The sequence below is a fragment of the Streptomyces sp. NPDC046939 genome (assembly GCF_040644575.1).
Taxonomy (GTDB): domain Bacteria; phylum Actinomycetota; class Actinomycetes; order Streptomycetales; family Streptomycetaceae; genus Streptomyces.
The window spans coordinates 138,419-161,020 of record NZ_JBEYWV010000010.1 but is presented as its reverse complement, the minus strand read 5'-3'; the positions used below and the strand labels follow the sequence as shown (position 1 = coordinate 161,020).

Annotated in this window: 19 protein-coding genes; 11 read left to right on the top strand and 8 right to left on the bottom strand. The window is 70.7% G+C overall.

The genetic code is table 11. From position 1 onward, the window contains the following. Positions 1-45 precede the first annotated feature (45 nt). The 9 genes from ABZ877_RS13785 (at position 46) to ABZ877_RS13745 (ending at position 15,603) form a co-directional block, all read left to right on the top strand. Positions 46-6,723, top strand: coding sequence for a DEAD/DEAH box helicase (locus ABZ877_RS13785; RefSeq protein WP_361069327.1), 6,678 nt, complete (start codon positions 46-48; stop codon positions 6,721-6,723). After that, complete coding sequence (locus tag ABZ877_RS13780; RefSeq protein ID WP_361069324.1) at positions 6,720-8,969, top strand: UvrD-helicase domain-containing protein; 2,250 nt, start codon at positions 6,720-6,722, stop codon at positions 8,967-8,969. Before ABZ877_RS13785 ends, ABZ877_RS13780 begins: the two co-directional genes overlap by 4 nt. A 145-nt stretch (positions 8,970-9,114) precedes the next feature. Beyond that, a complete protein-coding gene (locus ABZ877_RS13775; protein WP_361069321.1) occupies positions 9,115-9,585 on the top strand; it encodes a DUF2563 family protein in 471 nt (156 codons plus the stop codon). A gap of 100 nt (positions 9,586-9,685) precedes the next feature. Then, the gene (locus ABZ877_RS13770) at positions 9,686-11,395 is read left to right on the top strand and encodes a hypothetical protein (protein WP_361069318.1); all 1,710 of its coding nucleotides are present in this window, start codon (positions 9,686-9,688) and stop codon (positions 11,393-11,395) included. Positions 11,396-11,410: 15 nt separating this feature from the next. Next, positions 11,411-12,733: a type VII secretion-associated serine protease mycosin gene (mycP, locus tag ABZ877_RS13765; RefSeq protein WP_361069315.1), complete on the top strand. Its 1,323-nt coding sequence runs from the start codon at positions 11,411-11,413 to the stop codon at positions 12,731-12,733. Between the two features lie 39 nt (positions 12,734-12,772). Next, the gene (locus ABZ877_RS13760) at positions 12,773-13,180 is read left to right on the top strand and encodes a hypothetical protein (RefSeq protein WP_361069470.1); all 408 of its coding nucleotides are present in this window, start codon (positions 12,773-12,775) and stop codon (positions 13,178-13,180) included. Positions 13,181-13,276: 96 nt separating this feature from the next. Beyond that, complete coding sequence (locus tag ABZ877_RS13755) at positions 13,277-14,602, top strand: hypothetical protein (protein WP_361069312.1); 1,326 nt, start codon at positions 13,277-13,279, stop codon at positions 14,600-14,602. A 27-nt stretch (positions 14,603-14,629) separates the two neighbouring features. Next, positions 14,630-15,130 carry a hypothetical protein gene (locus ABZ877_RS13750; RefSeq protein ID WP_361069309.1) on the top strand — a complete coding sequence of 167 codons (501 nt, stop codon included), beginning with the start codon at positions 14,630-14,632 and terminating at the stop codon, positions 15,128-15,130. Between the two features lie 74 nt (positions 15,131-15,204). After that, the gene (locus ABZ877_RS13745; RefSeq protein WP_361069306.1) at positions 15,205-15,603 is read left to right on the top strand and encodes a hypothetical protein; all 399 of its coding nucleotides are present in this window, start codon (positions 15,205-15,207) and stop codon (positions 15,601-15,603) included. Positions 15,604-15,910: 307 nt separating this feature from the next. On the opposite strand, the gene ABZ877_RS13740 is transcribed toward ABZ877_RS13745, so the two are convergent. The 5 genes from ABZ877_RS13740 to ABZ877_RS13720 are packed head-to-tail and all read right to left on the bottom strand — an operon-like array spanning position 15,911 to position 18,650. Then, positions 15,911-16,066 carry a type II toxin-antitoxin system prevent-host-death family antitoxin gene (locus ABZ877_RS13740; protein WP_361069303.1) on the bottom strand — a complete coding sequence of 52 codons (156 nt, stop codon included), beginning with the start codon at positions 16,064-16,066 and terminating at the stop codon, positions 15,911-15,913. Positions 16,067-16,084: 18 nt separating this feature from the next. Further along, a complete protein-coding gene (locus ABZ877_RS13735; RefSeq protein WP_361069300.1) occupies positions 16,085-16,990 on the bottom strand; it encodes a glycosyltransferase in 906 nt (301 codons plus the stop codon). Between the two features lie 44 nt (positions 16,991-17,034). After that, on the bottom strand, positions 17,035-17,622 hold the full coding sequence (locus ABZ877_RS13730) for a GrpB family protein (RefSeq protein WP_361069297.1): 588 nt from the start codon (positions 17,620-17,622) through the stop codon (positions 17,035-17,037). Next, entirely contained in the window at positions 17,622-17,969 is a 348-nt protein-coding gene (locus ABZ877_RS13725) for a MazG-like family protein (protein ID WP_361069294.1), read from the bottom strand. Before ABZ877_RS13725 ends, ABZ877_RS13730 begins: the two co-directional genes overlap by 1 nt. Positions 17,970-18,020: 51 nt before the next feature. Then, positions 18,021-18,650 carry a DoxX family protein gene (locus ABZ877_RS13720; protein ID WP_361069291.1) on the bottom strand — a complete coding sequence of 210 codons (630 nt, stop codon included), beginning with the start codon at positions 18,648-18,650 and terminating at the stop codon, positions 18,021-18,023. A 119-nt stretch (positions 18,651-18,769) separates the two neighbouring features. Between ABZ877_RS13720 and ABZ877_RS13715 the strand changes: the two genes are divergently transcribed. Together ABZ877_RS13715 and ABZ877_RS13710 are read left to right on the top strand one after the other, a co-directional pair. Further along, the gene (locus ABZ877_RS13715; protein WP_361069288.1) at positions 18,770-19,093 is read left to right on the top strand and encodes a nuclear transport factor 2 family protein; all 324 of its coding nucleotides are present in this window, start codon (positions 18,770-18,772) and stop codon (positions 19,091-19,093) included. A gap of 61 nt (positions 19,094-19,154) precedes the next feature. Beyond that, the gene (locus tag ABZ877_RS13710) at positions 19,155-20,147 is read left to right on the top strand and encodes an aldo/keto reductase (protein ID WP_361069285.1); all 993 of its coding nucleotides are present in this window, start codon (positions 19,155-19,157) and stop codon (positions 20,145-20,147) included. A gap of 10 nt (positions 20,148-20,157) precedes the next feature. Here ABZ877_RS13710 and ABZ877_RS13705 read toward each other — a convergent pair whose 3' ends face one another. From ABZ877_RS13705 to ABZ877_RS13695, 3 genes are all read right to left on the bottom strand, one after another. Next, positions 20,158-21,033 carry a PhzF family phenazine biosynthesis isomerase gene (locus ABZ877_RS13705; RefSeq protein ID WP_361069282.1) on the bottom strand — a complete coding sequence of 292 codons (876 nt, stop codon included), beginning with the start codon at positions 21,031-21,033 and terminating at the stop codon, positions 20,158-20,160. Between the two features lie 80 nt (positions 21,034-21,113). Beyond that, positions 21,114-21,578, bottom strand: a complete 465-nt coding sequence (locus tag ABZ877_RS13700) for a lamin tail domain-containing protein (RefSeq protein WP_361069279.1) — start codon at positions 21,576-21,578, stop codon at positions 21,114-21,116. A 127-nt stretch (positions 21,579-21,705) separates the two neighbouring features. After that, positions 21,706-22,491 carry an SDR family oxidoreductase gene (locus ABZ877_RS13695; RefSeq protein ID WP_361069277.1) on the bottom strand — a complete coding sequence of 262 codons (786 nt, stop codon included), beginning with the start codon at positions 22,489-22,491 and terminating at the stop codon, positions 21,706-21,708. Positions 22,492-22,602 lie beyond the last annotated feature (111 nt).

The window sequence follows — 22,602 nt, the reverse complement described above, 5'->3', positions numbered from 1 at the left end:
GAAGCCGTAGCAACCGTCCAAGCCGTTGAAGACAGGAGCCGCCGGGTGCGCCCCACTCTCGCCGCCGAACAGGTGGGGGACAGCCTCACCCAATACCTGACCACCACGTTCGCGATCGCGGACGAGGGGGAGCGGCGTGCGCTGGAAGAGTTTTTGCGAGACGAGCAGGACGGCATCTTCCGCGGCCCGTACCTCCGTATCCGCACCCCCTTCAAACCCGCGGGGAAGGCGTGGAAGTCGTCACTGGAGTGGGTGCCCGACGGCTTCGAGCCCTATCGCCACCAGGCGCAGGCCTGGCAGCGGCTGTCCACCCTGCGCGGTCCCGCCCGGCCCACCCTGATCACCACCGGCACCGGATCGGGTAAGACGGAGTCCTTCCTGGTGCCTGTGCTCGACCACTGCCGACGCGCGCGGGCGGCCGGGCAGGACGGTGTCAAGGCGATCCTGCTGTACCCGATGAACGCGCTCGCCACCGACCAGGCCCAGCGCCTCAACGACCAGTTGAAGGACCCACGCCTCGCCCAGGTGTCCGCCGCCCTCTACATCGGTGACGAACCCGCCACCGGTTACGCACGCGTGGAGACCGACCGGTCGCGCATCCGCTCCACCCGGCCCGACATTCTCATCACCAACTACAAGATGCTGGACCTGCTGCTCCAGCGCGCCGAGGACGTTCCGCTCTGGCAGGACGGCGCCCTCGCCTACGTCGTCGTCGACGAGTTCCACACCTACGACGGCGCCCAGGGCACGGACGTCGCCATGCTGATGCGCCGGCTGGGAGCGGCCACCGGCAAAGCCCGTCCGGGCCGCCCGCTCGGTGATGTCTGCCCCGTCGCCACCTCGGCGACCCTGGGCGAGAGCGCCCCCTCCGTGACCGGGGCGCCGCACCTGCCGGCCGCCGAGGGCGGCGGGACCATCCTCGACGTGGCGGGGCAGGTCTTCGGCACACCGTTCGGCCCGGACGCGGTGATCGGCGAGGACCGGATGACCGTCCAGCAGTTCGCCGGGAAGTCGGACTTCACGCTGCCCTTCCCCGCCCCCCAGGACGTCATCTCACTGGGGGACCCGCTGCGCGACCCCGGCGCCATGGACCGTCTCGTCGCCGCCTTCACCAGCCGGCCGGGCGAACACCGCGACCGCCCACCGACACCGGTCGAGCTCGGTGAGATTCTGCGCACCCACCGCCTCACCGCGGCCGTCCTCGAGATCCTCGATGGTCGGCCCAAGACCCGCGCCGAGATCATGGACGCGCTGCCGCGCTACGCCTACCACTGGGGCATGGCCGTCCAGCAGCAGCCCGAGGAGGCCGCGCAGGCCCTGTCCCGGTTCATCGCCCTCCTCTCCGTCGCACAGGGGCCGGACAGCACGGAGAAGCGGCCGCGCCCGCTGCTGACGGTAGAGGTCCACCAGTGGGTGCGGTCGGTCTCACGGGTGCTGCGCGGGGTCGGTCCGCGTGCGGAGTTCCGGTGGGACGAGGACCGCCCGCGAGCCGAGCAGTCGGCCTCCGCCGTCGACGCCGGTGACGTGCCCGTGGCGGACGAGCCCGAGGCAGCCGCGGCCCTCGACTCCGCCGTACCGCCGGCGAACATCTTCCTGCCCGCCGTGCACTGCCGGCAATGCGGCCGGTCCGGCTGGGCCGCGCTCTCCCGTGAACACGACAGGGCTGAGCTGGAAATGAGCCCGGCGAAGATCCGCCAGGCCTCCCTCAGCAGGGACAAGCGCCTGGTGCGCACCCTGATCACCGCCACGGTCGCGGAGGCCCATCAGTCCGCCTTCGATCCGGCGGAGGACTCGGGGCGACGCGGCTCGGTCCTCGTCCTCGACGCGGAACAGGGCCGTGTCCGTCCCATCGATCCCGACAAGGACTTCGAGCGGCCCGACCGGCACGGGGTGCGGGCGGCCAAGGGTCTCAGGGACGCTGCGTTCGTCCGCGTCGACCTGATGAACGACCAGGCCGCCGCTGACGACCGCTGCCCCAACTGCGCCACCGGCAACGCCATCCGTTTCCTCGGCCGCGGTCTGGCCCCTTTGGCCGCCGCGTCCATCACACAGCTGTTCACCGGCGGTGAGCTGGCTCCCGGGCCGGAGCGGCGCACGCTGCTGTTCAACGACTCCGTGCAGGACGCCGCCCACCGCGCGGGCTTCGTCGCGAGCCGGGCCTACGACTTCTCCCTGCGCGCCCTGCTCGCCGCCCAACTGAACGAAGAGACGGCACGGCCGCTCAACGACATCGTGGCCGACTGCCTGGCCGAAGTCGTCGACCGTGACGTCCTCGCCGCTGTCGCGCCCCCGGACCTGCACGACATCCAGGGCGTCGATCTGCTGCTGTCCGGCCGCAGCAAGGGAAGTGGTCCCACGTGGCAGCTCATCGGCGAGCGCCTGTCCTTCGCCGCAGTCCTCGAGTTCGGGCTGCGCTCCCGCCAGGGCCGCACCCTGGAACTGACCCGCACCGCCGCGGCCGAGGTCGATCTCCCGGACCCCGCCCTGGCCGGCGGACTGGTCCGGGACCTGCTCCAGCGGACCCCGGCACCAGTGGCCCTTCGGGACGGCAGCGTGCCGGACGAGGAGCGCTACCGCGGGTACGTGCGCGGCATTCTGGAACGCCTGCGTCTCCAGGGCGCCGTACGCCATCAATGGCTCGATCCCTGGCTCGACGAAGCCGGAGTCCGCCGCTGGCTGGTGTGGGGTGGACGGCCGGCGGGCATGCCCGCGTTCCCGCCGGGCATCTCCGCACCCGCTTTCCTTCTCGACCGGGCCAAGGACAAGACACAGTTCGTCACTCTCGCCTCGGCGCAGAACTGGTACCAGGACTGGACCACGCGTTGCCTCGGCCTGCCCCGCGACGCGGCCGCCGAGTTCGTCCGGGCGCTGCTGCCCCTCCTGGCCGAAGAAAGAATCCTCTCCGTTCGTACGGCACGGGACGGCGCCACCCGGGTCTACGGTCTCCAGCCCGGCCACGTCCGGGTCCGGGCGCTCGCCGACGACGTGGTGGGCGACGCCTACGCGCGCTGTCCCGTGTGCTCCTGGCAGCAGACCGTCCACCCCGACCACCTGGACCGCTGGCACCGGCAGCCCTGCCCGCGCTACCAGTGTCCCGGCAACCTCGTCACCGCCGGGGCGTGGGACGCCGAGCCCGACAGCGGCTCGACAATCCGTCTGCGCGACTACACCAAGGACTACTACCGGCGGCTGTACCGCGAGACGGGTGCCTACACCGTGGTGACCGCCGAGCACACCGGTGCCCTCACCCGGAAGGAAAGGGAAAGCGTCGAGGCCGCCTTCCGACGCGGCACCCACTACACCGACCCCAATGTTCTCTCCTGCACGCCCACTCTGGAACTCGGCATCGACATCGGCACGTTGTCGGCCGTCGTGCTCGCCTCCCTGCCCAAGGGACCGGCGAACTACGTCCAACGGGTCGGCCGTGCCGGACGCTCCAGCGGCAACGCCTACCTCCTCACCTTCGTCGACCGAGGTCCGCGCGACCTCTACTACCTCCAGGAACCCCGGCAGATGATCGCGGGCGAGATCCACCCGCCGGGCTGCTACCTGTCCGCGGCGGAGATCCTGCGCCGCCAGTACATGGCCCGCCTCCTCGACCTCGCGGCTAGGGGCCTGCTGTGCGGCCCGGACGAGGACGGCGCCCCCGAGGTTCTCCCGTTGCCCCGACTGGCCTCCGCCCTGTTCGGAGACACCGGCTGGTTGCACGACTTCACCGACGCGGCCCTCGCCCAGGGTGCGCGCTTCGTCGAGGAGTTCCTGAACTTGTTCGCGGACCAGGATGGCGTTTCCGCCGTGGACGAGGAGACGGCCGACGCCCTGCGCTCCTTCGCCACCGAGGGACTTCGCCCCGCCGTCGAACGAGCGGCCGCCACCTGGGAGGAGCGACTGTCCGACCTGCGCGGCCGCCTCACCGCAATCGATGAGGCCCGCGCCCAGCTCATCGCCGGCGACCCCGAGCACGCCCGGCAGGACCGCGAGCTGCGCGCCGAACGCGTCGCGGTCTCCCGTCGGTTCGCCGAGATCGGCCGGGAGAGCGCCCACGGCACCCTGGTCGACCTCGGCCTGCTGCCCAACTACAGCCTGGTGGACGGCGGTACGGAACTGGAGGCGACGCTCACCTGGAGCGATGAGGACGAGGACGGTAGAACCGCCTATGACAGCCACGTCGTCAGCCACGAGCGGGCGGCCCGGCTGGCGCTCACCGACTACGCACCCGGCAACCTTTTCTACTTCAAAGGCTATAAACACCGCGTCTCCGGCCTGGACGTCGGCAGCGCCGAGCGCCCCAAGTGGCTGGTCTGGCGGGTCTGCCCCAGCTGCGGCTATGTCCGTACACACCGGGCCGAGGACGACACCGACCCCTGCCCCCGTTGTCACAGCACCGCCATCGGCGACCGCGGCTGCCTGCACCGGGTGCTTCAACCCACCCGCGTCACCTCCCGTGATCGGCGCGACGACGCCCGCGTCAGGGACGAGTCGGAGGACCGTGAGCGCCTGTCGTACACGGTCGTCACCGCCGTGGACATCCCCACCGAGGACATCGAGTCCGCGTGGCGGCACCAACAGGCGACCTTCGGCTGGGACTTCAGCCGACGAGCCGCGGTCCGGGCCTTCAACCTCGGCCAGGCACGCTTCGACGTTCCCGCCACAGACTCCTTCGCCGGCGAGGACGTCCGGCTCAACCCCTTCTACGTATGTACCCAGTGCGGGGGAGCCACCGCGAAGGGACGGCCCGCACCCGACCAGTCCCCGGACGCCTTGAGCCCGTCCCTGGCACGGCGTCCCGACCGATCCCACCACCGTCCTTGGTGCCCCCGTTTCCGGGGCCGGGGACGCCCGGACGCCGACGTCTCCCTGCTGCTCGCTCACGAGCTGCACACCGAGGCTCTGCGCATCCTTCTGCCCGCCGCCACCACCCACGTCGAGGAACGGCTGTCCTCCTTCAAGGCGCTGCTGCGGGCAGGCATCGCCGAGACCTACGGCGGCAACCCCGACCACCTGGAAGCCGTCGTCGCCTCCATGCCCGACCAGTCGGGCGGCGGTGAGATCCGGCGCCGCTTCCTTGTGGTGTACGACACCCTCCCTGGTGGCACCGGCTATTTGCACCGCCTGGCCGGCCCGGACACCTTGCGGGACGTCCTCATGGCCGCCCGCCACCGCATCGACACCTGCCCCTGCGAGCAGGAGGGCAAGGCCGCCTGCCACCGCTGCCTTCTGCGACACGTCTCGGGTACGGAGTATGCGCATGTCAGCCGCGTCGCCGCGCTGGGCATGCTGCGCGAGATCCTCGGCGACACCGTGGAGGGCTGGCAGGTCGCTCCCGTAACCGCGACCCACGACATTCCGCTGGGACGGCAGGTGGAGAGCGAACTCGAAGCCCGATTCCTGGAAGGGCTTGTCGCATGGGCCCGGCGCAAGGACACCCAGGCGAGCGTGCGGCACGCCCAGGACCCCTCCGGCACCATCGCCACCGATCTGCGGCTCACCGCGCCCGACGGGCGTACCGTCGTCCACTGGCAGATCAAGCCCCAGGAGGACCTCGGCTGGACCCGGCCGGACTTCGTGATGCGCAGGCTGGACGCCGAACCCGTGCGCGTCGCGGTCTATCTCGACGGTTTCCAGTACCACGCCTCCGCCGACCACAACCGCATCGCCGAGGACGCCGCCCGCCGGGCCCGGCTGCGTGCCGAGGGCTGGACAGTGTTCCAGCTCACCTGGACCGATCTGGCCTGCTGGGACGGTGGCAGTCCCGTGCCGGAGCGGCCGGCGTGGGAGCCGTACCAGAACAACGCCATGCGGATCGCGGGACAGGTCCTCCAGGGGCAGTACGGTGGCGATCCCCGCGAACTGCGTGACACCGTCTGGCAGAACCCGGTCGTCACGCTGCTGAAGTTCCTTGCCGACCCGGATCCGCGGCACTGGCGGCTGCGCGCCCAGGCCGCTCTGTCCGGCCTGATCGCCCTGCCCGAGGCGGTGCGGACGGCAACGACGGTCCAGGACGCGGCCGCCGTGATCAACGGCCACCTCCGTGAGGAGAAGGTGACGGACACCGGCGGACAAGGGGCCCTCCAAGTGGTGAGGGTGGCCGACGCGAGCGGTTGTCCGCTGGTTCTCGCGGTCGACCTGACACCCGGTCCGGCGAACGCCGCCTGGACAGCGCTGGCCGTCCTGGACGACAGCGCCGACGCTGTCACCAAGGACTCGACGGCGCACCAGCAGCGCTGGCAGGCCTGGCTGTACTGGGGCAACCTCATCCAGTTCCTCGGCGCGGGAGAGGGCGACGCCCGGCAGATGGCGGCGAGCGAGCTGCCGCTCTTCGACGCCGCCCAGCTCTCCGTCGCGGCGGGCGTCGGCGCGCGGAGCGGGCGCCCCGAGCCGGTCCGGGACGCTGCCTGGGACGAGGTGCTGCCCCTCCTCGACGACGAGGAACCGGGCCTCCTCGACCTCGCACGCCGACTGGCTGACGCGGGCGTGCCCGCGGGCCGGGCAGGACATGAACTGGGTGACGCGGGCTGGCAGGCCGAGCTGGCCTGGCCGGAGGTGAAGGCAGCCGTTGTCCTGGCCGCCCATGAGGACGACGGGCCCGACTACGAGGCGGCCGACCGCGACAGGGCCTTCGCGGATGCGGGCTGGGACGCCCGGACCGCCGTCCAGTGGGACCCCACTGACCTCGCACGCCGTATCGACGGCACGGATCGCACGGGAGCAGACGACCGATGACCACGCCCACCCCCGCCGCCGCGACCAAGGTCACGCTGCGCCTGCTGGAGAAGACCGACCGGGAGATCGTCAAGCTCGACCGGGCGATCGTCGGCGCCGTCTACAAGTTCCAGCACGACTTCCGTGCCAACCCCCGCCATCCCGGCCTGCGGCTGAAGCAACTCGAAGGCCACGACCGCCTGTACTCCGCGCGCGTCAACGCCGATTACCGGGCCCTGCTGCTGCACCTGAGTGAGTCCGAGTGGCTGCTGGTCGCTGTCAAGCACCGAGGCCACGTGTACGACAACCTGGACCGTCTGTCGTACGGCATCAACCAGGTCACCGGCAGCATCGACTATGTCGACCTGGAGATCGTCGAATCAGGCATGCTGCGCAAGGGCCGGCCGCCCACAGCCCCCACTGCGCCCCAGCAGGCACGAGAGCGTCCGCTGTTCGCGGACGTGACGCCGGAGCAGCTCGCCGACCTCGGCGTGGCGGAACCCCTCATCCCGGTCGTCGGACGGCTCACCACCGACGAGGAACTGCTCGGTCTCGTCGAGTACGCGCCCCGGCACACCGGCGAGGTGCTACTGCGACTGCGCGACACACCGTACGAGCAGGTCCTCGAAGAGGTCACCCGGCCCGTGGAGGTCAAGGACGTCGACCCTGACGACTACCAGACGGCGGCGGAACGCACTGACACCACGGTCATCACCACGGACAAGGACCTCGAAAGCATCATCGAGGAACGCGACTTCGGGCGCTGGAAGGTATTCCTCCACCCCACCCAGAAGCGGCTCGTGACCCGTCGGTACTCCGGACCTGCCCGGGTCGGCGGCGGCCCGGGCACCGGCAAGACGATCGTCGCCCTGCACCGGGTGAAGTACCTTGTGGACCGGCTCAGCCCCGGCAACACGAAGCCGGTCCTGCTCACCACCTTCAACAAGAACCTCGCCGCTCACCTGCGCGCGCGGTTGCTGGCGCTCGGAGGCCCCGAAACCCTCGCCCGAGTGGAGATCGCGCACGTCGACCAGTTGGCGACTCGTGTGGTCAGGGAGGCGGACCCGGGCAGCGGCAAGAGCCGTATCGACGACACACGAGCCCTGAACGAGTGGCGGCAGATACTGCTCGAAACCGGCGAGACCAAGTGGGACGCCGACTTTCTGATGGACGAATGGACGCAAGTCGTCCTCGGCCAGGCGGTCAACTCCCGGGCCGGGTACTTCAAGGCACGCCGAGCCGGACGCGGCAGGAGCCTTACCCGCGCTGACCGGGCCGAAATCTGGCAGTTGACCGAACGCTTCACTCAGCGGCTCGACGAGAAGAACCTCGAAACACACCGTCAGGTCGCCGAACGGGCCGCCCGACTGGAGATCGAGCGCACGGCGCGGATCGAGGCTGCGGCGCGGGCGAGGGATGAGCGCGACGGGCTCGGTAACGTGCACGCCGACTCCGCGACCGGTGCCTGGCAGCGGCACCGTTACCGGCACATCGTCGTCGATGAGGCCCAGGATCTGGCCGCCGCCCACTGGAAAATGCTGCGGGCCATGGTGGCCCCTGGGCCGGACGACATCTTCCTGGCCGGCGACACTCACCAGCGCATCTATGACAACCGGGTCACTCTGGGGAGTCTGGGCGTGCACATCCGGGGTCGCTCCGCCAAACTCACCCTGAGCTACCGGACCACCCGGGAAATCCTCAGGTCCGCCCTTGGTGTGCTCGGCGACGAGCACTACGACGACCTCGACGGAGACGAGGAAACGCTGGCCGGTTACCGCTCGGTCTTGTACGGGAGCGAGCCGGTGGTGCGGCGCACCGCCTCCTTCGACGAAGAACTGGACGCGATCACCGAACAGGTCAAGGCCTGGCATGACATCCGCCGTGAGGACATCGCGGTGTGTGTGCCTACGAACGACATGGTCACTCAGGTGGCAAGCCGACTGGCGAAGAACGGCATCGTGTCGACCGAGATCACGGCCGACGGCCCGCGGGGTGACGAGGGCGTCCACATCGGGACGATGTACCGGTTCAAGGGACTTGAATACCAGCGCATGATCATCGCGGGTGTACAACGAGGGCTTGTTCCCAGGGCCTCGGTGGAGGCACTGCGCCGCACGGATCCGGTCCGCTACCAAGCGGAGTGCAAGCGGGCCCGGTCACTGCTCTTTGTCGCCGCGACGCGGGCCAGGGACGCGCTCACCATCGTCTGGCACGGCGAGCCGAGCCCGCTGCTGGGAGGCCTCGCAGCCACTGCCCTGACCCACTGAAACAACCCTCACCGCCCGCCCCCGGACTCCGGGTCCGTAAGGCGGAAGGTGACTTCCCGTGGTTGCTTCTGTTAAAGATGAGGTCATTGCGCGGGCCCCCGTGGAATTTGTTTCCGTCCTGGGGGAGTAGGGGGAAGGTGTGATCGTGTCCGACGGCACGGGGAGAGCCGCGATGGCGGCCGGAACAGCCGGAGCCGCGAAGGCGATGCTGGTCGAGGGCGAGACGCTGTCGACGTTCAAGCGCCGGGTCGACGCTCTGCTGCGGGACCTGGAGAGTTCGAAGGCGGCGCCGAAGTCGCTCGCGACCGGAACCATGCCCAGTGGCCGCCTGGGCACTTTCGACGAGGCCGACGGCCTGCACTCCGCTTACACGAAGGTGCACAGCCAACTGGAGAACCTCTCCAAGATGCTGGCCCTGCAGATCGAGGGCCTCGTCGCGACGGTCGACGCGACCAAGACGGGTTACGACAACCTCGACGACGACGTACGAGCCCGGCTGAACCGCATCCGCTCCCAGGCCGACGCGCTGGAACGCACGGGCCCGCACAGAGCGCACGGCCCACGGCACGACGAGCCCGCACCGAAGACGACCGACAGCGAAGCCGGTGGTCTGTGATGGCACCCAGCGTGGAGACGCCTGTGGTCGAGGAAGGACACGGGGCATGAGCGGTTGGGGTTCCCACATGTGGAACACGGCCAAGTCCTACCGGTTCGCCGTGCACAGCCCGGAAGAACTGTGGGCGATGGTCGAACCGGCGGACGGCGGCACGGCCTCCGACCTCGGCGCGCTGCTGACAGCGGCGGCCAAGACCATCAAGGAGATCGGCGGCGACCTCAAGACCCACAGCACGTCGGTGCAGTGGGAGGGCGAAGGCGCCGACGCCTTCCACAAATGGATCGACCAAGCCGCGCGGGCCACCCTGAGCCTCGGCGACTACAGCGAGACCGCCGGGAAATGGCTCGGCCACGCGGCGGACACGCTGCACGAGGTCAAGCCGCAGATCGAGGCGCTCAAGAACTCCAGCGCGTCGGCGCGCTCGGTCCTCGACGCGCACGACGCGGCGTCGAAAGACGTGGGCAACCACGACGGCGGCCCCTCGACGTCCGCCGTCAAGACGGCCAAGACGCAGTACGACAACGACCGCGCGGAAGCGGCGTTGCTGATGACGAAGCTGGCGCAGTCGTATGCGGCGTCGACGGAGCAGATCGAGGCGTTGCAGGCGCCGGAGTTCCCCGAACTTCCTGAGAGGTTCGTGCCCTGGCGGCGCGACGGCAGGGAAGACGTGTCGCCGTCCTCCGACACCCCGCCGGGTACGGGCACAGCCGCGGCGGTGAGTGGAGTAGGCGTTGCCGCCGCCGGTGCTGCCGCGCTCAAGGAAGCGGCGCATGGCGCCTCCCTGGCAGGAGGCGGCCATCAAGCCTCCCCGACCCACCAGGCTTCCCCGCTCAGCGTGCCGCCGAGAGCGGTTCCGTACATTCCGCCGAGCGGCCCGAACACCGGCCTCGACGGGGTTGGCGCACTTCCGCCGCCTGCCGCTCCTGCCCCGTCCCCCACAGCGACGACACCACCGTCTTCCCTGCCGGGAGGTGCTCCCAGCCTCGCCACGCCTCCGCCGGGGGCGCCGGCGATCTTCGGTGGCGCCGGCCGGTCCGCTGCTCCGCAACGAGGGCCGGGAGGTGGCCGTGGCCCCACCGCACCGTTTCCGCGTGGGCCGTTGGCAGCCTCCGAGGACACCGGCCGCGCTGGTACCCCGGGTGTGGCAGGCACGCCAAGGGGAGCGGCGCCCGAGCGAGGTGTGTCCGGGGCGGCACGGCCGGGAGTGCCTGCCGTGGAGGGCGGCAGGGTGTCGCCCGTGCGGGGGCCCGGCCCAGCCAGCCCCGAGCGGTCGCCCCACGGGATCGCCGGTGGCCGTGCGGCTTCGACGCAGACCGGTCGTGCGGCGGGTTCGATTCCTCGGGGCACAGTGGTCGGAGGGTCCCCGGCTCAACAAGCCCCTGGCTCCCGAGCGGGTACTTCCGAAGGCGCGCGTCGTGGGACGACGAGCCCCGGCCGAGGCATTGCGGCCGGCAGTGGGCACGGCAGTGGCGTACCAGGCGCACGGATGCCCGCGCACGCGGACGGTGTCGCGGGCGGGCAGCCGCAGAAGGCGAAGCCGAACAGGAACGCGTCGGCCGCGGTCGACCGGTCAGGTCTGGCGCGCCGGGCGGCCGACGATCCGGCCGAGGCGCGCCGGGGACCCACGGGCAGCTCGTCTGCCTCGTCACGAAAAGACGCGGCGCGGACTGTGTCCGCGCCGCGCCCCCGCGGTGAGCGGTCCGCGGAGGAAGGTGAGCAGCCCGAAGAGGACAAGGCAGAGCCGGAGCAGCAGACTGCACAGTCGATGCCCGCCCCGCGACTTCCAGGTCTGCCTCACGAGAAGGCGTGACGACAAAGGATGACCATGCGTTCCCGTACCGAGCAGGTCCGTAAGCTGTGGCTCACCGCCTTCCTGTCCGGCATCGTCCTCACGGGCGTCGCCACAGTGCCCGCCCACGCGGAGACCGTTCGCGACCAGCAGTGGTACCTGGACGCCATGCACGCGGAGCAGATGTGGAAGGCCAGTACGGGCAAGGGGGTCACGGTCGCGGTAGTCGACTCCGGTGTCGACGCGAACCTCCCCGATCTGCACGGGCAGGTGCTTCCGGGCAAGGACTTCTCGTACCGCCCCGGTGACGAGCACACGGACTACGACGGCCACGGCACCGACATGGCCGTGCTCATCGCGGGGACCGGTGCGAAGGGCCAGGCGACCGGTTCGTTCGGTGTGGCTCCTGGAGCGAAGATTCTCCCCATCCGGGTACCGGACTTCATCGAACAGAGCCGTGAAGACGGCAACCCGGATGATTACCCCACCAGCGTGGCCAAGGCCATCCGCTACGCAGCCAATACGGAGGCGCACATCATCAACGTCTCTCTGGGTGGCAAGGAGCACTCGCAGATGCTGGACGACGCGGTCGCTTACGCCTTGTCCAGGAACAAGCTCGTCTTCGCCGCCGTGGGCAACCTGGGCGCCGGAAGCAACCCAGTGGAGTACCCGGCGGCAACGCCTGGCGTGGTGGGAGTCGGTGCGATCGGCAAGGACCTGAAAAAGACCGCCGAGTCCCAGTACGGAGCACAAGTGGACCTGGTCGCACCCGGTGACGACATGGTCCACACCTGCAACGGGAAGACCGGCCTGTGCAAGTCGCACGGAACGAGTGACGCCACCGCGCTCGCATCGGCGTCGGCGGCGTTGATCTGGTCGAAGCATCCCGAATGGACGAACAACCAGGTGCTGCGGGTCATGCTCAACACCGCGAGCGGCCCGGTAAGTGGCCGGGACCGCACTGACCAGATCGGTTACGGCGCCGTCCGTCCCCGGATCGCTCTCACCGACCCCGGCAACCCGGGCCCGGCCGACGAGTACCCGCTGCCGGACTACAAGGCCGCAGGCTCGACGGCGCCGGGCGGTGCGAGCGCCAAGCCGTCCGCCGGCGCCTCCGCGTCCTCCGGTGACTCATCGAACGCCTTGCCGTGGATCGTGGCGGGGGTGGCTGGGCTCGCGGCGCTCGGTGCGGGCGGTGGGGCGCTCGCTGTGCGCAGCCGTCGACGCCGGGCGCCCGTACCCGCGCCGTCGACGCCTCAACAGGGTTGGCCGCGGCCGCCCCACCCCGGCCGGCAGCCGGACGCGGGGCAGAGGCAGCCGTGGCCGTACGGAGACACCGACCACACAGGCAGGCAGTGACATGACGGGGATCGAGCGGGGACTGGCTTCGTGAGCGACATGAACGGGGATCGGCACGCAAGGGGCAGCGCGGTCGGCACGCGGCTGAACGGGATGCCCGGCGCCGAAGGGCCAGCCAGTGGCGGGCAACCGGATCTCACGTCGAGCCCGGCGCGGAAAAAAGCGGCCGCGCGCGCCATCGAGAACCACATCGAGCCGGACACCCGAAAAGCGGGCGACTGGGCCGACACCGAAACCGGCACGGCCGTCAAGGAGCTCCGCGACGGATGGCTCACCTCGGAGGCGCTGGAGAAAGCCCACAGGACGTGGAGCCAGCAGGTGCACGCCCTGCTCAACCGGCTCGCCTCGGAGAAGGCCGCGCTGCGCAGCGCCGACAACACGCTGCGGGACACCGATGGCGGCGTCGGAGCGCGGACCCGCTCCCTGTCCTCCCTCGACGGGTTCTGACCCGACAGAGCCAACGGCTCCTTCGCGCACGCCACTTCGACCGACAACCCGCCACCGCGGGACCACGGGGAATCCATGCCGACCTACCACGACCTCATGACGGTCGACCTGTCCGTCCTCACCACGGCCGCGGACCGCTGGGAGGGGATGGCCCAGGAGTTCCACACCCAGGAACGTGCTTATGACCGTGATGTGCACGGCATATCCATGGGCCCGACCTGGTCGGGGCTGAGCGCGGACGCCGCCAACCGCCGCTTCGACATCACGCTGGAGGAATTCCGGAAGGCCCAGACCGAGGCCAAAGCCGTTGCCTCCCTGCTACGGGAAGCACATCACCGATTCGCCGAGGTCCGCAAAGAACTCACCTCCGCCCGCGCGGACGCCATCAGGGCGGGCATGGCCGTATCCGCCGAGGGCGTCGTGTCCTTCGACACCACCGACCTCACCACGGGCGAACGTAACGCCCTGACCCACGACCCCTCCTACCAGGAATCGGTGAGACAGGCCGTCACGGCCTGGCAGGAGCACCTCGACCGGATCGTCAAGGACGCGGAAAAGGCCGACCATTCCGTCCAGACGGCTCTCCACGGCGTGGTCATCGACTCCGCCCCGACCGACGGAACCCCCACAGGCTTCAACGGCGATGCCAAGGATCATCTCAAGGACTACAGACCCGTCGCCAAAGACGGTGAGAAGCCCGGTGGTTGGCAGCGGGATTGGAAGTGGACTCTCGACGAATGGGCGCCGTCCTTCAGCGCCTCCGCGGACCCCAAGTACGGCAAGGAGGGTTCGATCAAGTCGGGTTTCGACCTGTTCCATCTGAGCGGCAAGGGAGCACTGACGAACGGTGACTTCGAGCTCGCCGGGGTTTTGGACTTCTCCACCGGTGGACGCGGCAGTGCGAACTACGGGTTCAGCGACAAGGGCCTGTCGGCGAAGGCCGAGATCTCCGCGGCTTCGCGTGGGCTGGCCGAATTCCGAGTCGGGTACGGCGAATATGGCGGCGTCTACGAGCGTGGCGACGCCTTCGCAGGCGGTGAAGCCGGAGTCACCGCCAAGGTGACCAAGGACAACATCGGCCTCAACGCCAAAGCCTTCTACGGGGCGAAAGCGTCGCACAGCACGGGCATCGAGGTGGCCGGCATCGGCATCGGCGTGACTCATGAGATCGGCGCCGGGGAAGGCGTCGAGTACGACTTCGGCATCAAGAAGCGAGAAGACGGTACGTGGAAAGCCAACGTAGGGGGTTTCGCTTCGGAAGTCGTAGGGGCAGGAGCGGGCGCCGAGATCACCTTCGACCCCGGAAAGTTCACCAAGACCGCCGGGGACGCGGCCGATGCCGTCGGTCTCGGCGGTGCGGCCAGGACAGTCGGCCACGGTGCGAAGTCCCTCAAGGACACCGTCACCGGCTGGTTCGACTGATCACTACTGACGAAAGGAGCGTCCGAGGTGCCCAAACAGCTCCCCACGGCGGTGGACTTCCGACTGCCTCAAGGATGGTCCCCGGCCCCGCCTGAGACATGCGAGAGCTTCGGCGTGTCCTTTGCCGCGCTGCATCCCCACGCTGATGCCGGATTCACCGCCAACATCGCGCTCGACGGGGTGATCCCGCCCACGGACACATCGCTGGCCGACCTTGCCGACACGTCCCTGGAACTCCTCGCGCAGACCGCGGACTCCGTACACCTGGTGGACCGGAGTGAGGCCGGTCCCGCCGACGCTCCCGCGTTGGTCCAGCGTGTGGTTCTGGCGGCCGCGATCGAGCAGGAGCGGCGCGTTCTGGCTCAGACCCAGGTGTACTTGCCGCTTGTGGATGCGGACGATCCTCAGAAGTACGCAGTGATCAAACTGGCGCTGACCTCGACGACGGAACAACACGACGAAGTCCTGGAGGACTTCCAGGCCTTTGTGCGCACCGTGCGCCCGAGTGAGCAGGAGGAGAGGCAGTAGTGGGGCGCTATCGCGACTGGCGGACAGGAACCCGGTACCCGGAAGAGGGAGCGGAGCCGCTACCGCGCTCACACGTGGAAGAGGCGCTGTTGGCGATCAACGATCCGAACAGACCTTGGCGGGTGCGCACCGCACTCGCGGAAGAAGACGCCGACGTGGTGGCGGAGTGGCACATGATGGAGCCCGCCTGGGGCAAGGGCAGGGACCGGCGACAGACCGAGCGAACATTCAAGTTCCGCCTGCGCCTGGACGGAAAGAGCCATGAGGCACGGGTCTGTGCCGAGGTACGGGAGATCACCCGGGCGGGACAACCACCCGGTCGCATCGTGGCACGTAGAACAGGTAAGGGGCCTCGGACCCGGGTGTTCTCGCGATCGAGCGACTTCGACTTCGACTCGAACTACATGCGGACCCCGCTGCAGAAGGTCGTCCTGACGGCGGGGTGGACGTGGCGAGGCACGCGCAACCCTTGACCCGAGTTGCGGAAACATGAGCGTAGCCACGCCTCACGTTCATGGTGGCCGAAGTACGGGATCACCCGGGCGCAGGCCATGACCCGTCGGAGAACATCGGCGTACGTCGAGAAGTCGCTGGGAGAGCCATGACGCGCGCGTACACCCGCCGCACATGGAACACAACCCGTGCCGCCATATCCGTATAACTAGGATCTCCCTCCCATCCGGCCGGGTCGACGTGGATGCCCGTCACCCGCCGGCTCCTTCGGCTCGTCCATGGTCGTGGTGACGTCGGCTTCGTCGGCCCTGTCGCGTGCGACGGCCTCTATGGGGCTGCGCGCGCTGGCAGGGGAGCGGGCAGGTGGATGGTCTCCTGCCAGGAGTCGTAGTCCTCGGCGGACATGAGGACCGCGTCGTCGTTTCTGGAGTCGACGCGCTTGATGAGAGGGAAAAGGTCCTTACGGGCCTCGCTGACGCTCATGGTCACCTCCGCCGTCCGTCAGATCAGCGGCGGGCGGCCGAGCCGCGTCATGCGCCACACCGTGCGCCACCGCATCGGCCGCCGTTCGCCCGCCGACGTGCGCACGCCCTCCACGAAGCCGCCCGCCCACGCGCGCAGGCCGCCGAGCGAGCGCGTGCGCAGCAGGGTCAGCAGCGTCCATGTGCCCAGGTAGAGCGGGATGAGCGGGAGCGGGAGGCGGCGGCGGGCCAGCCAGACGCGGTTGCGGGCGGTCATCCGGTAGTAGACCGCGTGCCGCGCCGGGGAGGTCTTCGGGTGCTGGAGCAGCAGCGACGGCTCGTAGAGGACCTTCCAGCCCGCGTCGAGCGCCCGCCAGGCCAGGTCCGTCTCCTCGTGGGTGAAGAAGAAGTCGGCGGGCCAGTCGCCGGTCTCGGCGAGCATGTCCATGGAGAAGGCGTGGCCGCCGCCGAGGAACGCGGTGACCAGGCCGCGCCGCATCGGGTCCTTGGCGCGCAGGCGCGGCACGTGGCGGCGCTGCGTCTCGCCGAGTTCGTCGGCGATGCGGAAGCCGACGATGCCCAGGCGGGGATCGGCCGCGTACAGGCGCTGGATCGTGGAGAAGACGTCGGCGTCGACGAGGAGGCCGTCGTCGTCCAGCTCCACGGCCACGTCCACGTCGCCGAACTCGCGGAGGCGGGCCAGCGCCACGTTGCGGCCGCCGGGGCAGCCGAGGTTCTCGTCGAGCTCGACGGTCGTCACCTCGAAGGGCAGGCCGGTGAACTCGGGCAGCGGCGTGCCGTTGCCGATCAGGACGACGCGGGTGGGCGGGGCGTCCTGCTTGGCCACCGACTCCAGGAGCGCGTCCACGTCCTTGGGCCGGTTGCCCATGGTGACGATGGCCACGCCCAAGCGGGGGAGTTCGGTGGTTCGGCGCCTGTCTGTCATGGCGGCGATGGTAGCCGTTCACCTTCGGCGGGCCGCGCGGCGGATCAGGCGTGCGGGCGCCACCCGGTCCGCGCCGCCCACTGCTCCGCGACCACCGCGACGAGGTCGACGACGGGGTCCTTCACGTCGGCGTACGTGTCCGTGTCGGGCACGACCCCGGCCAGCAGGTACTTGAAGCGCGCGTACGCGGGGACCGCCTCCGGTGTCGCGCGCAGCCAGTCCCGGAACAGCAGCGCGAGCCGTTCGTTCGGTGAACCGGCCCTGCGCACATGCAGGTTGACGGGGTCGGCGTCCGGGGTGCGCCGGGACCAGTAGCGCTTCGCCCAGTCGGCGGGGTCCTCGGTCGCCTCGCGCCCGGCGGGCACGTGATCGCTCTCGTACGGCTGTCGTACGAAGCCGAGCGCGGCCAGCGGCGCGTCGAAGGCGGCCGGGGCGGCGGCCAGGTCGGCGACGCTGACCTGCACGTCGTAGATCGGCTTGGCGGCCATGCCGGGTACGGAGGTCGAGCCGATGTGGTCGACGTGGAGCGCCGACGGGCCGAGGGCCGTGCGCAATTGGGCGCAGAGCGCGGCGCCGTGCGCCGCCCACGCCGGGTCGTGCGGCACGACGACCGGCTTCTCGTCCGCCGCCATCAGCGCCCGCCCTGCGGCGCGACAGGCCCCAGCGAGCGCTCCGCGACCTTCGCGAGGTGCGCGGCGAGCGTCCCGCGCGCGTCCGGGGTCAGGGTGCCGAGCGCGACGAGCGCCGTGACCACCACGTCGCACAGCTCCGACTCGACGTCCTGCCAGGTGTGGCTGGCGCCCTTGCGCGGGTTCTGCGCGACGGCGCCGATGACGGCCTCGGCCACCTCGCCCACTTCCTCCGAGAGCTTCAGCATCCGGATGAGCAGGGCCTCTTGGGGCGGTAGTTCGTTGTGGTCGTCCAGCCAGGCGCGCAGTCGGTCGACGGTGGTCCACAGGTCGTCGTCGTTCGTCGTCACGAGGGAGAGCCTAGGCGTGCCCACTGACAGAAGGGCTCCTGGCCCCTCGCGTCATGCGCCGCCGGTCCCGGCCTCCTCCGGGTCCTGGGCCCCCTGGGTCTCCTGAGCGGTCCGGGCCGCCTGGGCGCGCTTGCTGCGGGAGCCGACCACCGCGAGCGTCGCCGCCGCCGCGCCGACGAGTGCGGCCGGGACCATCCAGTGCCGGTCGAGGACATGGCCGAGCGCGTGGTCGAGGGAGTAGCGGCCCGCGCCCGTCACGGCGAGGCCCGCCGCGACGAAGCCGAGGAAGGCCGGGTACTCGTAGCCGCCCTCCATCGCGAAGAAGCCGTTCGGGGCGTGCACGGCCGCCGCGCCCGCCATGGTCCCGGCCGCCGCCGCGCCGCCCAGCGGGGTCGCGAGGCCCAGGGCGAGGAGCGTGCCGCCGCCCGCCTCGCCGAGCCCGGCCGCGAGGGCGCTGGCCTTGGCGGGGGAGTAGCCCATGGCGTCCATGGCCTGGGCCGTGCCGGAGACGCCGCCCCCGCCGAACCAGCCGAGCAGCTTCTGGGCGCCGTGCGCGGCGAGGACCCCGCCGGTGCCGACGCGCAGGGCGAGGAGGCCCAGGTCGAGGCGGGAGCGACAGGTGGAGGACGGGGTCGCCGAGGAGAGGGCGGAGCGGGCGATACGGGTGTGTGTGCAGGTCATGTCCCCACCGTCCGGCAGCCCCGCGCCGCCCACCCGGCGCGCGGGCCCATTCGGGTGGCGGGCCCGGCCGCGCGCGACGGCCGGTGGCGGGCCCAGGGGCGCGGTGCGAGCCTGAACGCATGCCCATGCAGACCGCGAAACTCAGTGATCCGGCCGTCCGCGCCTTCGTGTCGGCGCTCAATGCCCACGACCGGGAAGCCTTCCGCGCGGCGCTCGCGCCCGACGCGACGATGGCGGACGACGGCTTCGAACGTGACCTCGCCGACTGGACCGCCCGGGAGATCTTCGACTCCCACGGCCACATGGAGATCGAGAAGGAGACGGCGGGCGGCCGCTCCCTCGTCGCCAGCTACCGCAACGACGCCTGGGGCGAGATGCGCACCAAGTGGACGTTCGACGTGGCGAACGGCAAGGTCGTCCGCTTCGAGACCGGCCAGGCCTGAACATCCGCACGCAGCAACAGGGTTGCCTTCGCGCGCGCTCCAACTCCTAGCGTCGCGCGGCATGGACATCACCACACGCGCCCTCGGCGGCAGCGGCATCCAGGTCAGCGCGCTCGGCTTCGGCTGCTGGGCGATCGGCGGCGAATGGCGGGACACGGACGGCAACCCGCTCGGCTGGGGCCCGGTCGACGACGCGGAGTCGGTCCGCGCCGTGCGGCGCGCCGTCGACCTCGGCGTCACCTTCTTCGACACGGCCGACGCCTACGGCACCGGGCACAGCGAACGCGTCCTCGCCCGCGCCCTCGGCACCCGCCGCGACGACGTCGTCCTCGCCACCAAGTGGGGCAACGTCTTCGACGAGCGGACCAGGACCCTCACCGGCAGCGACGACTCCCCGGCCCACGCCCGGCGCGCCCTGACCGCCTCCCTCACCCGCCTCGGCACCGACCGCATCGACCTCTACCAGTTGCACATCGCCGACGCGGACCCCGAGCGCGCCGCCGCCCTCCGCGACACCTGCGAGGAGTTCGTGCGCGAAGGGCTCGTCCGCGCCTACGCGTGGAGCACCGACGACCCCGAGCGCGCCCGCGTCTTCGCGAAGGGCCCGCACTGCGCCGCCGTCCAGCACCGCTGCAACGTGCTCCAGGACGCCCCCGAACTCCTCGCCCTCTGCGACGAGCTGAACCTGGCGAGCATCAACCGCAGCCCGCTCGCCATGGGCCTGCTCGGCGGCGGCCACGGCACCGGGCGCCGTCTGCCCGCGGGCGACATCCGCAGCGCCCCGCCCGCCTGGCTGCCCGGCTTCGGCGCGGGCGGCGGCGCCGACCCGGACTGGCTGGCCCGCGTCGACGCCCTGCGCTCGGTGCTCACCAGCGGCGGCCGCACCCCCGCCCAGGGCGCGCTCGCCTGGCTGTGGGCGCGCAGCCCGCGCACCATCCCGATCCCCGGCTTCCGCACGGTGGCGCAGGCCGAGGAGAACGCGGGCGCCCTCGCCCACGGCCCGCTCACCCAGGCGGAGCTGGCGCAGGTCGAGCACATCCTGCGCCGCGCGTGACCTCGTACGGCTACGGGATCGGGACCGCGGCCCCGCTCACCCGCACCCGCGGATCGCCGTCCCGCAGCGTCACCGTCAGCTCACCGGGGCGCCCCATGTCGGCGCCCTGGTAGAGGGTCAGCTCGGCCGCCGACGGCACCAGGCCCAGTTCGCGCAGGTACGCGCCGAACGCGGCGGCGGCCGCCCCGGTGGCGGGGTCCTCGACGACGCCGCCCACGGGGAACGGGTCGCGCACGTGGAAGGTGGACGCGTCCTCGCGCCACACCAGTTGGACCGTGGTCAGGTCGAGGCGGTGCATCAGGTTCAGGAGCCGGTCGAAGTCGTAGGAGAGGTCGGCGAGGCGCTCGCGGGTGGCGGCGGCCAGGACGAGGTGGCGGGCGCCCGCGTAGGCGATCCGGGGCGGGAACGCCGGGTCGAGGTCGTCGGTGGGCCAGCCGAGCGCGGCCAGCGCCTCGGTGAGGTCGCCGTCGGAGACGTCCTCCAGGTGCGGGGCGACGCTCGTGAGCGTCCCGCGCAGCACGCCGTCCGCGCGGTCCACCGTGACCGGCACCTCGCCGGCGGGGGTGTGGAACAGGTAGTCCCCGGTGCCGTGGCGCTCCGCGAGGGCGACGGCGGTGGCGACGGTGGCGTGGCCGCAGAACGAGACCTCGGCCTTCGGGCTGAAGTACCGGATCGTGTGAACGTTCTGGTCGCTTCCGGCCGGTCCCGGGGTCACGAACGCCGATTCGCTGTACCCGAGTTCGGCGGCGATCTTCAGCATCTCCGCGTCGTCGAGGGCGGTGGCGTCGAGGACGATCCCCGCGGGGTTGCCGCCCGCCGGGTCGGTGGCGAAGGCGGTGTAGCGCAGCACGGTGTCGGCTGCCGGAACGGTCGTGTGGTCGGTCATGAGGACATGATGCCGCCGGAAGCCGGGAGGGGGCGTCCGGATCCGCGACCCGGACGCCCCCTCCACCCCCCTCGTGATGGTCAGTGGCAGTTGACCGCGCCCGAGCCCCGGCGGTTCCAGGCGCAGGAGTCGAGCTGCGAGCCGTTCGGCTTGATCAGGCGGGCCTTGTCGCCGGTGTTGTTCCACACGTACGAGCCGCGGCCCCAGTAGCGGACGCCCGCCGCGTCGCGGCCCTTGCCGGTGCGGACCTTGACGGTCTTGCCCGAGCCGATCTTGTAGCTGCCGAAGGTGTACGTGTAGCCGGTGTTGTCCTTCAGCTTGTAGCCCTTGAGCTGGATCGTGGAGCGGGAGTTGTTGTGGATGTTCACCCACTCCCCGTTCAGCGAGGCGTTGCTGCGGTTGTCCGAACCGGGGCTGTCGAACTGGATGTACCCGAGGTGCAGCCCGCCCTGGTGCGAGGCGGCGGAGGCCGGGGACGCGGCGAACAGCGAACCGGTCAGGGCGACCGCGGCGAGGGCGGCCGGAGCCGCGGAACGTATGCGCAAGATGCACTCCAAATGTGAAGTTCTCGTGGAGAGGAATTGAGCATACGGGGTGCGGTGTCCGGTTCCGGGGCGGTAGAGGGAATTCCGCTTGTGGAGATTTAGGTCTCAAGCAAGCGCGGCCGCCGACTCAGCCGCGCCCGATGTAGGGCATGTCGGTCGCGATGACGGTCGCGAACTGCACGTTGGCCTCCAGCGGCAGCTCCGCCATGTGCCGCACCGTGCGCGCCACGTCCGCCACGTCCATCACCGGCTCGACCGCCAGCTCCCCGTTGGCCTGCGGAATGCCCGCCCGCATCCGCTCCGTCATGTCGGTCGCCGCGTTGCCGATGTCGATCTGGCCGCAGGCGATCCGGTACGGGCGCCCGTCCAGGGAGAGCGACTTGGTCAGGCCCGTCAGCGCGTGCTTCGTCGCCGTGTACGCGACCGAGCGCGGCCGGGGCGCGTGCGCCGAGACCGAACCGTTGTTGATGATCCGCCCGCCCTGCGGCTCCTGCTCCTTCATCAGCCGGAACGCCGCCTGCGCGCACAGGAACGCCCCGTTGAGGTTGGTGTCGACGACGTGCCGCCACGCCTCGTACGCGAGATCCTCGACCGCCACACCGCCGGGCCCGAACGTCCCCGCGTTGTTGAAGAGCAGATCGAGCCGCCCGAACCGCTCCCGTACGGCGGTGAACAGATTCTCCACGTCACCGGGGTCCGAGACGTCCGTACGGACGGTGAGGGAGTCGGCGCCCGGCGCGAGGGCGGCCGTCTCCGCCAGGGTCTCGGTCCGCCGACCGGCGAGCGCCACCCGCCAGCCGCCGCGCAGCAGCTCCAGGGCGACGGCCCGCCCGATGCCGGACCCGGCCCCCGTGACCACGGCGGTCCGTGTCGCTGTGCTGCTTCCTGCCTCTGATGTGCGCTGATCGTCCATGGGGCCGCAGCGTACGGGCGACGGGACCACCGGGAGATCATCGATCCGCCATGTGGCTGTTGTGTACGCGACAGTCGAGCGTCGTCCCGTGCCACTCGAATTCCCCTGAGA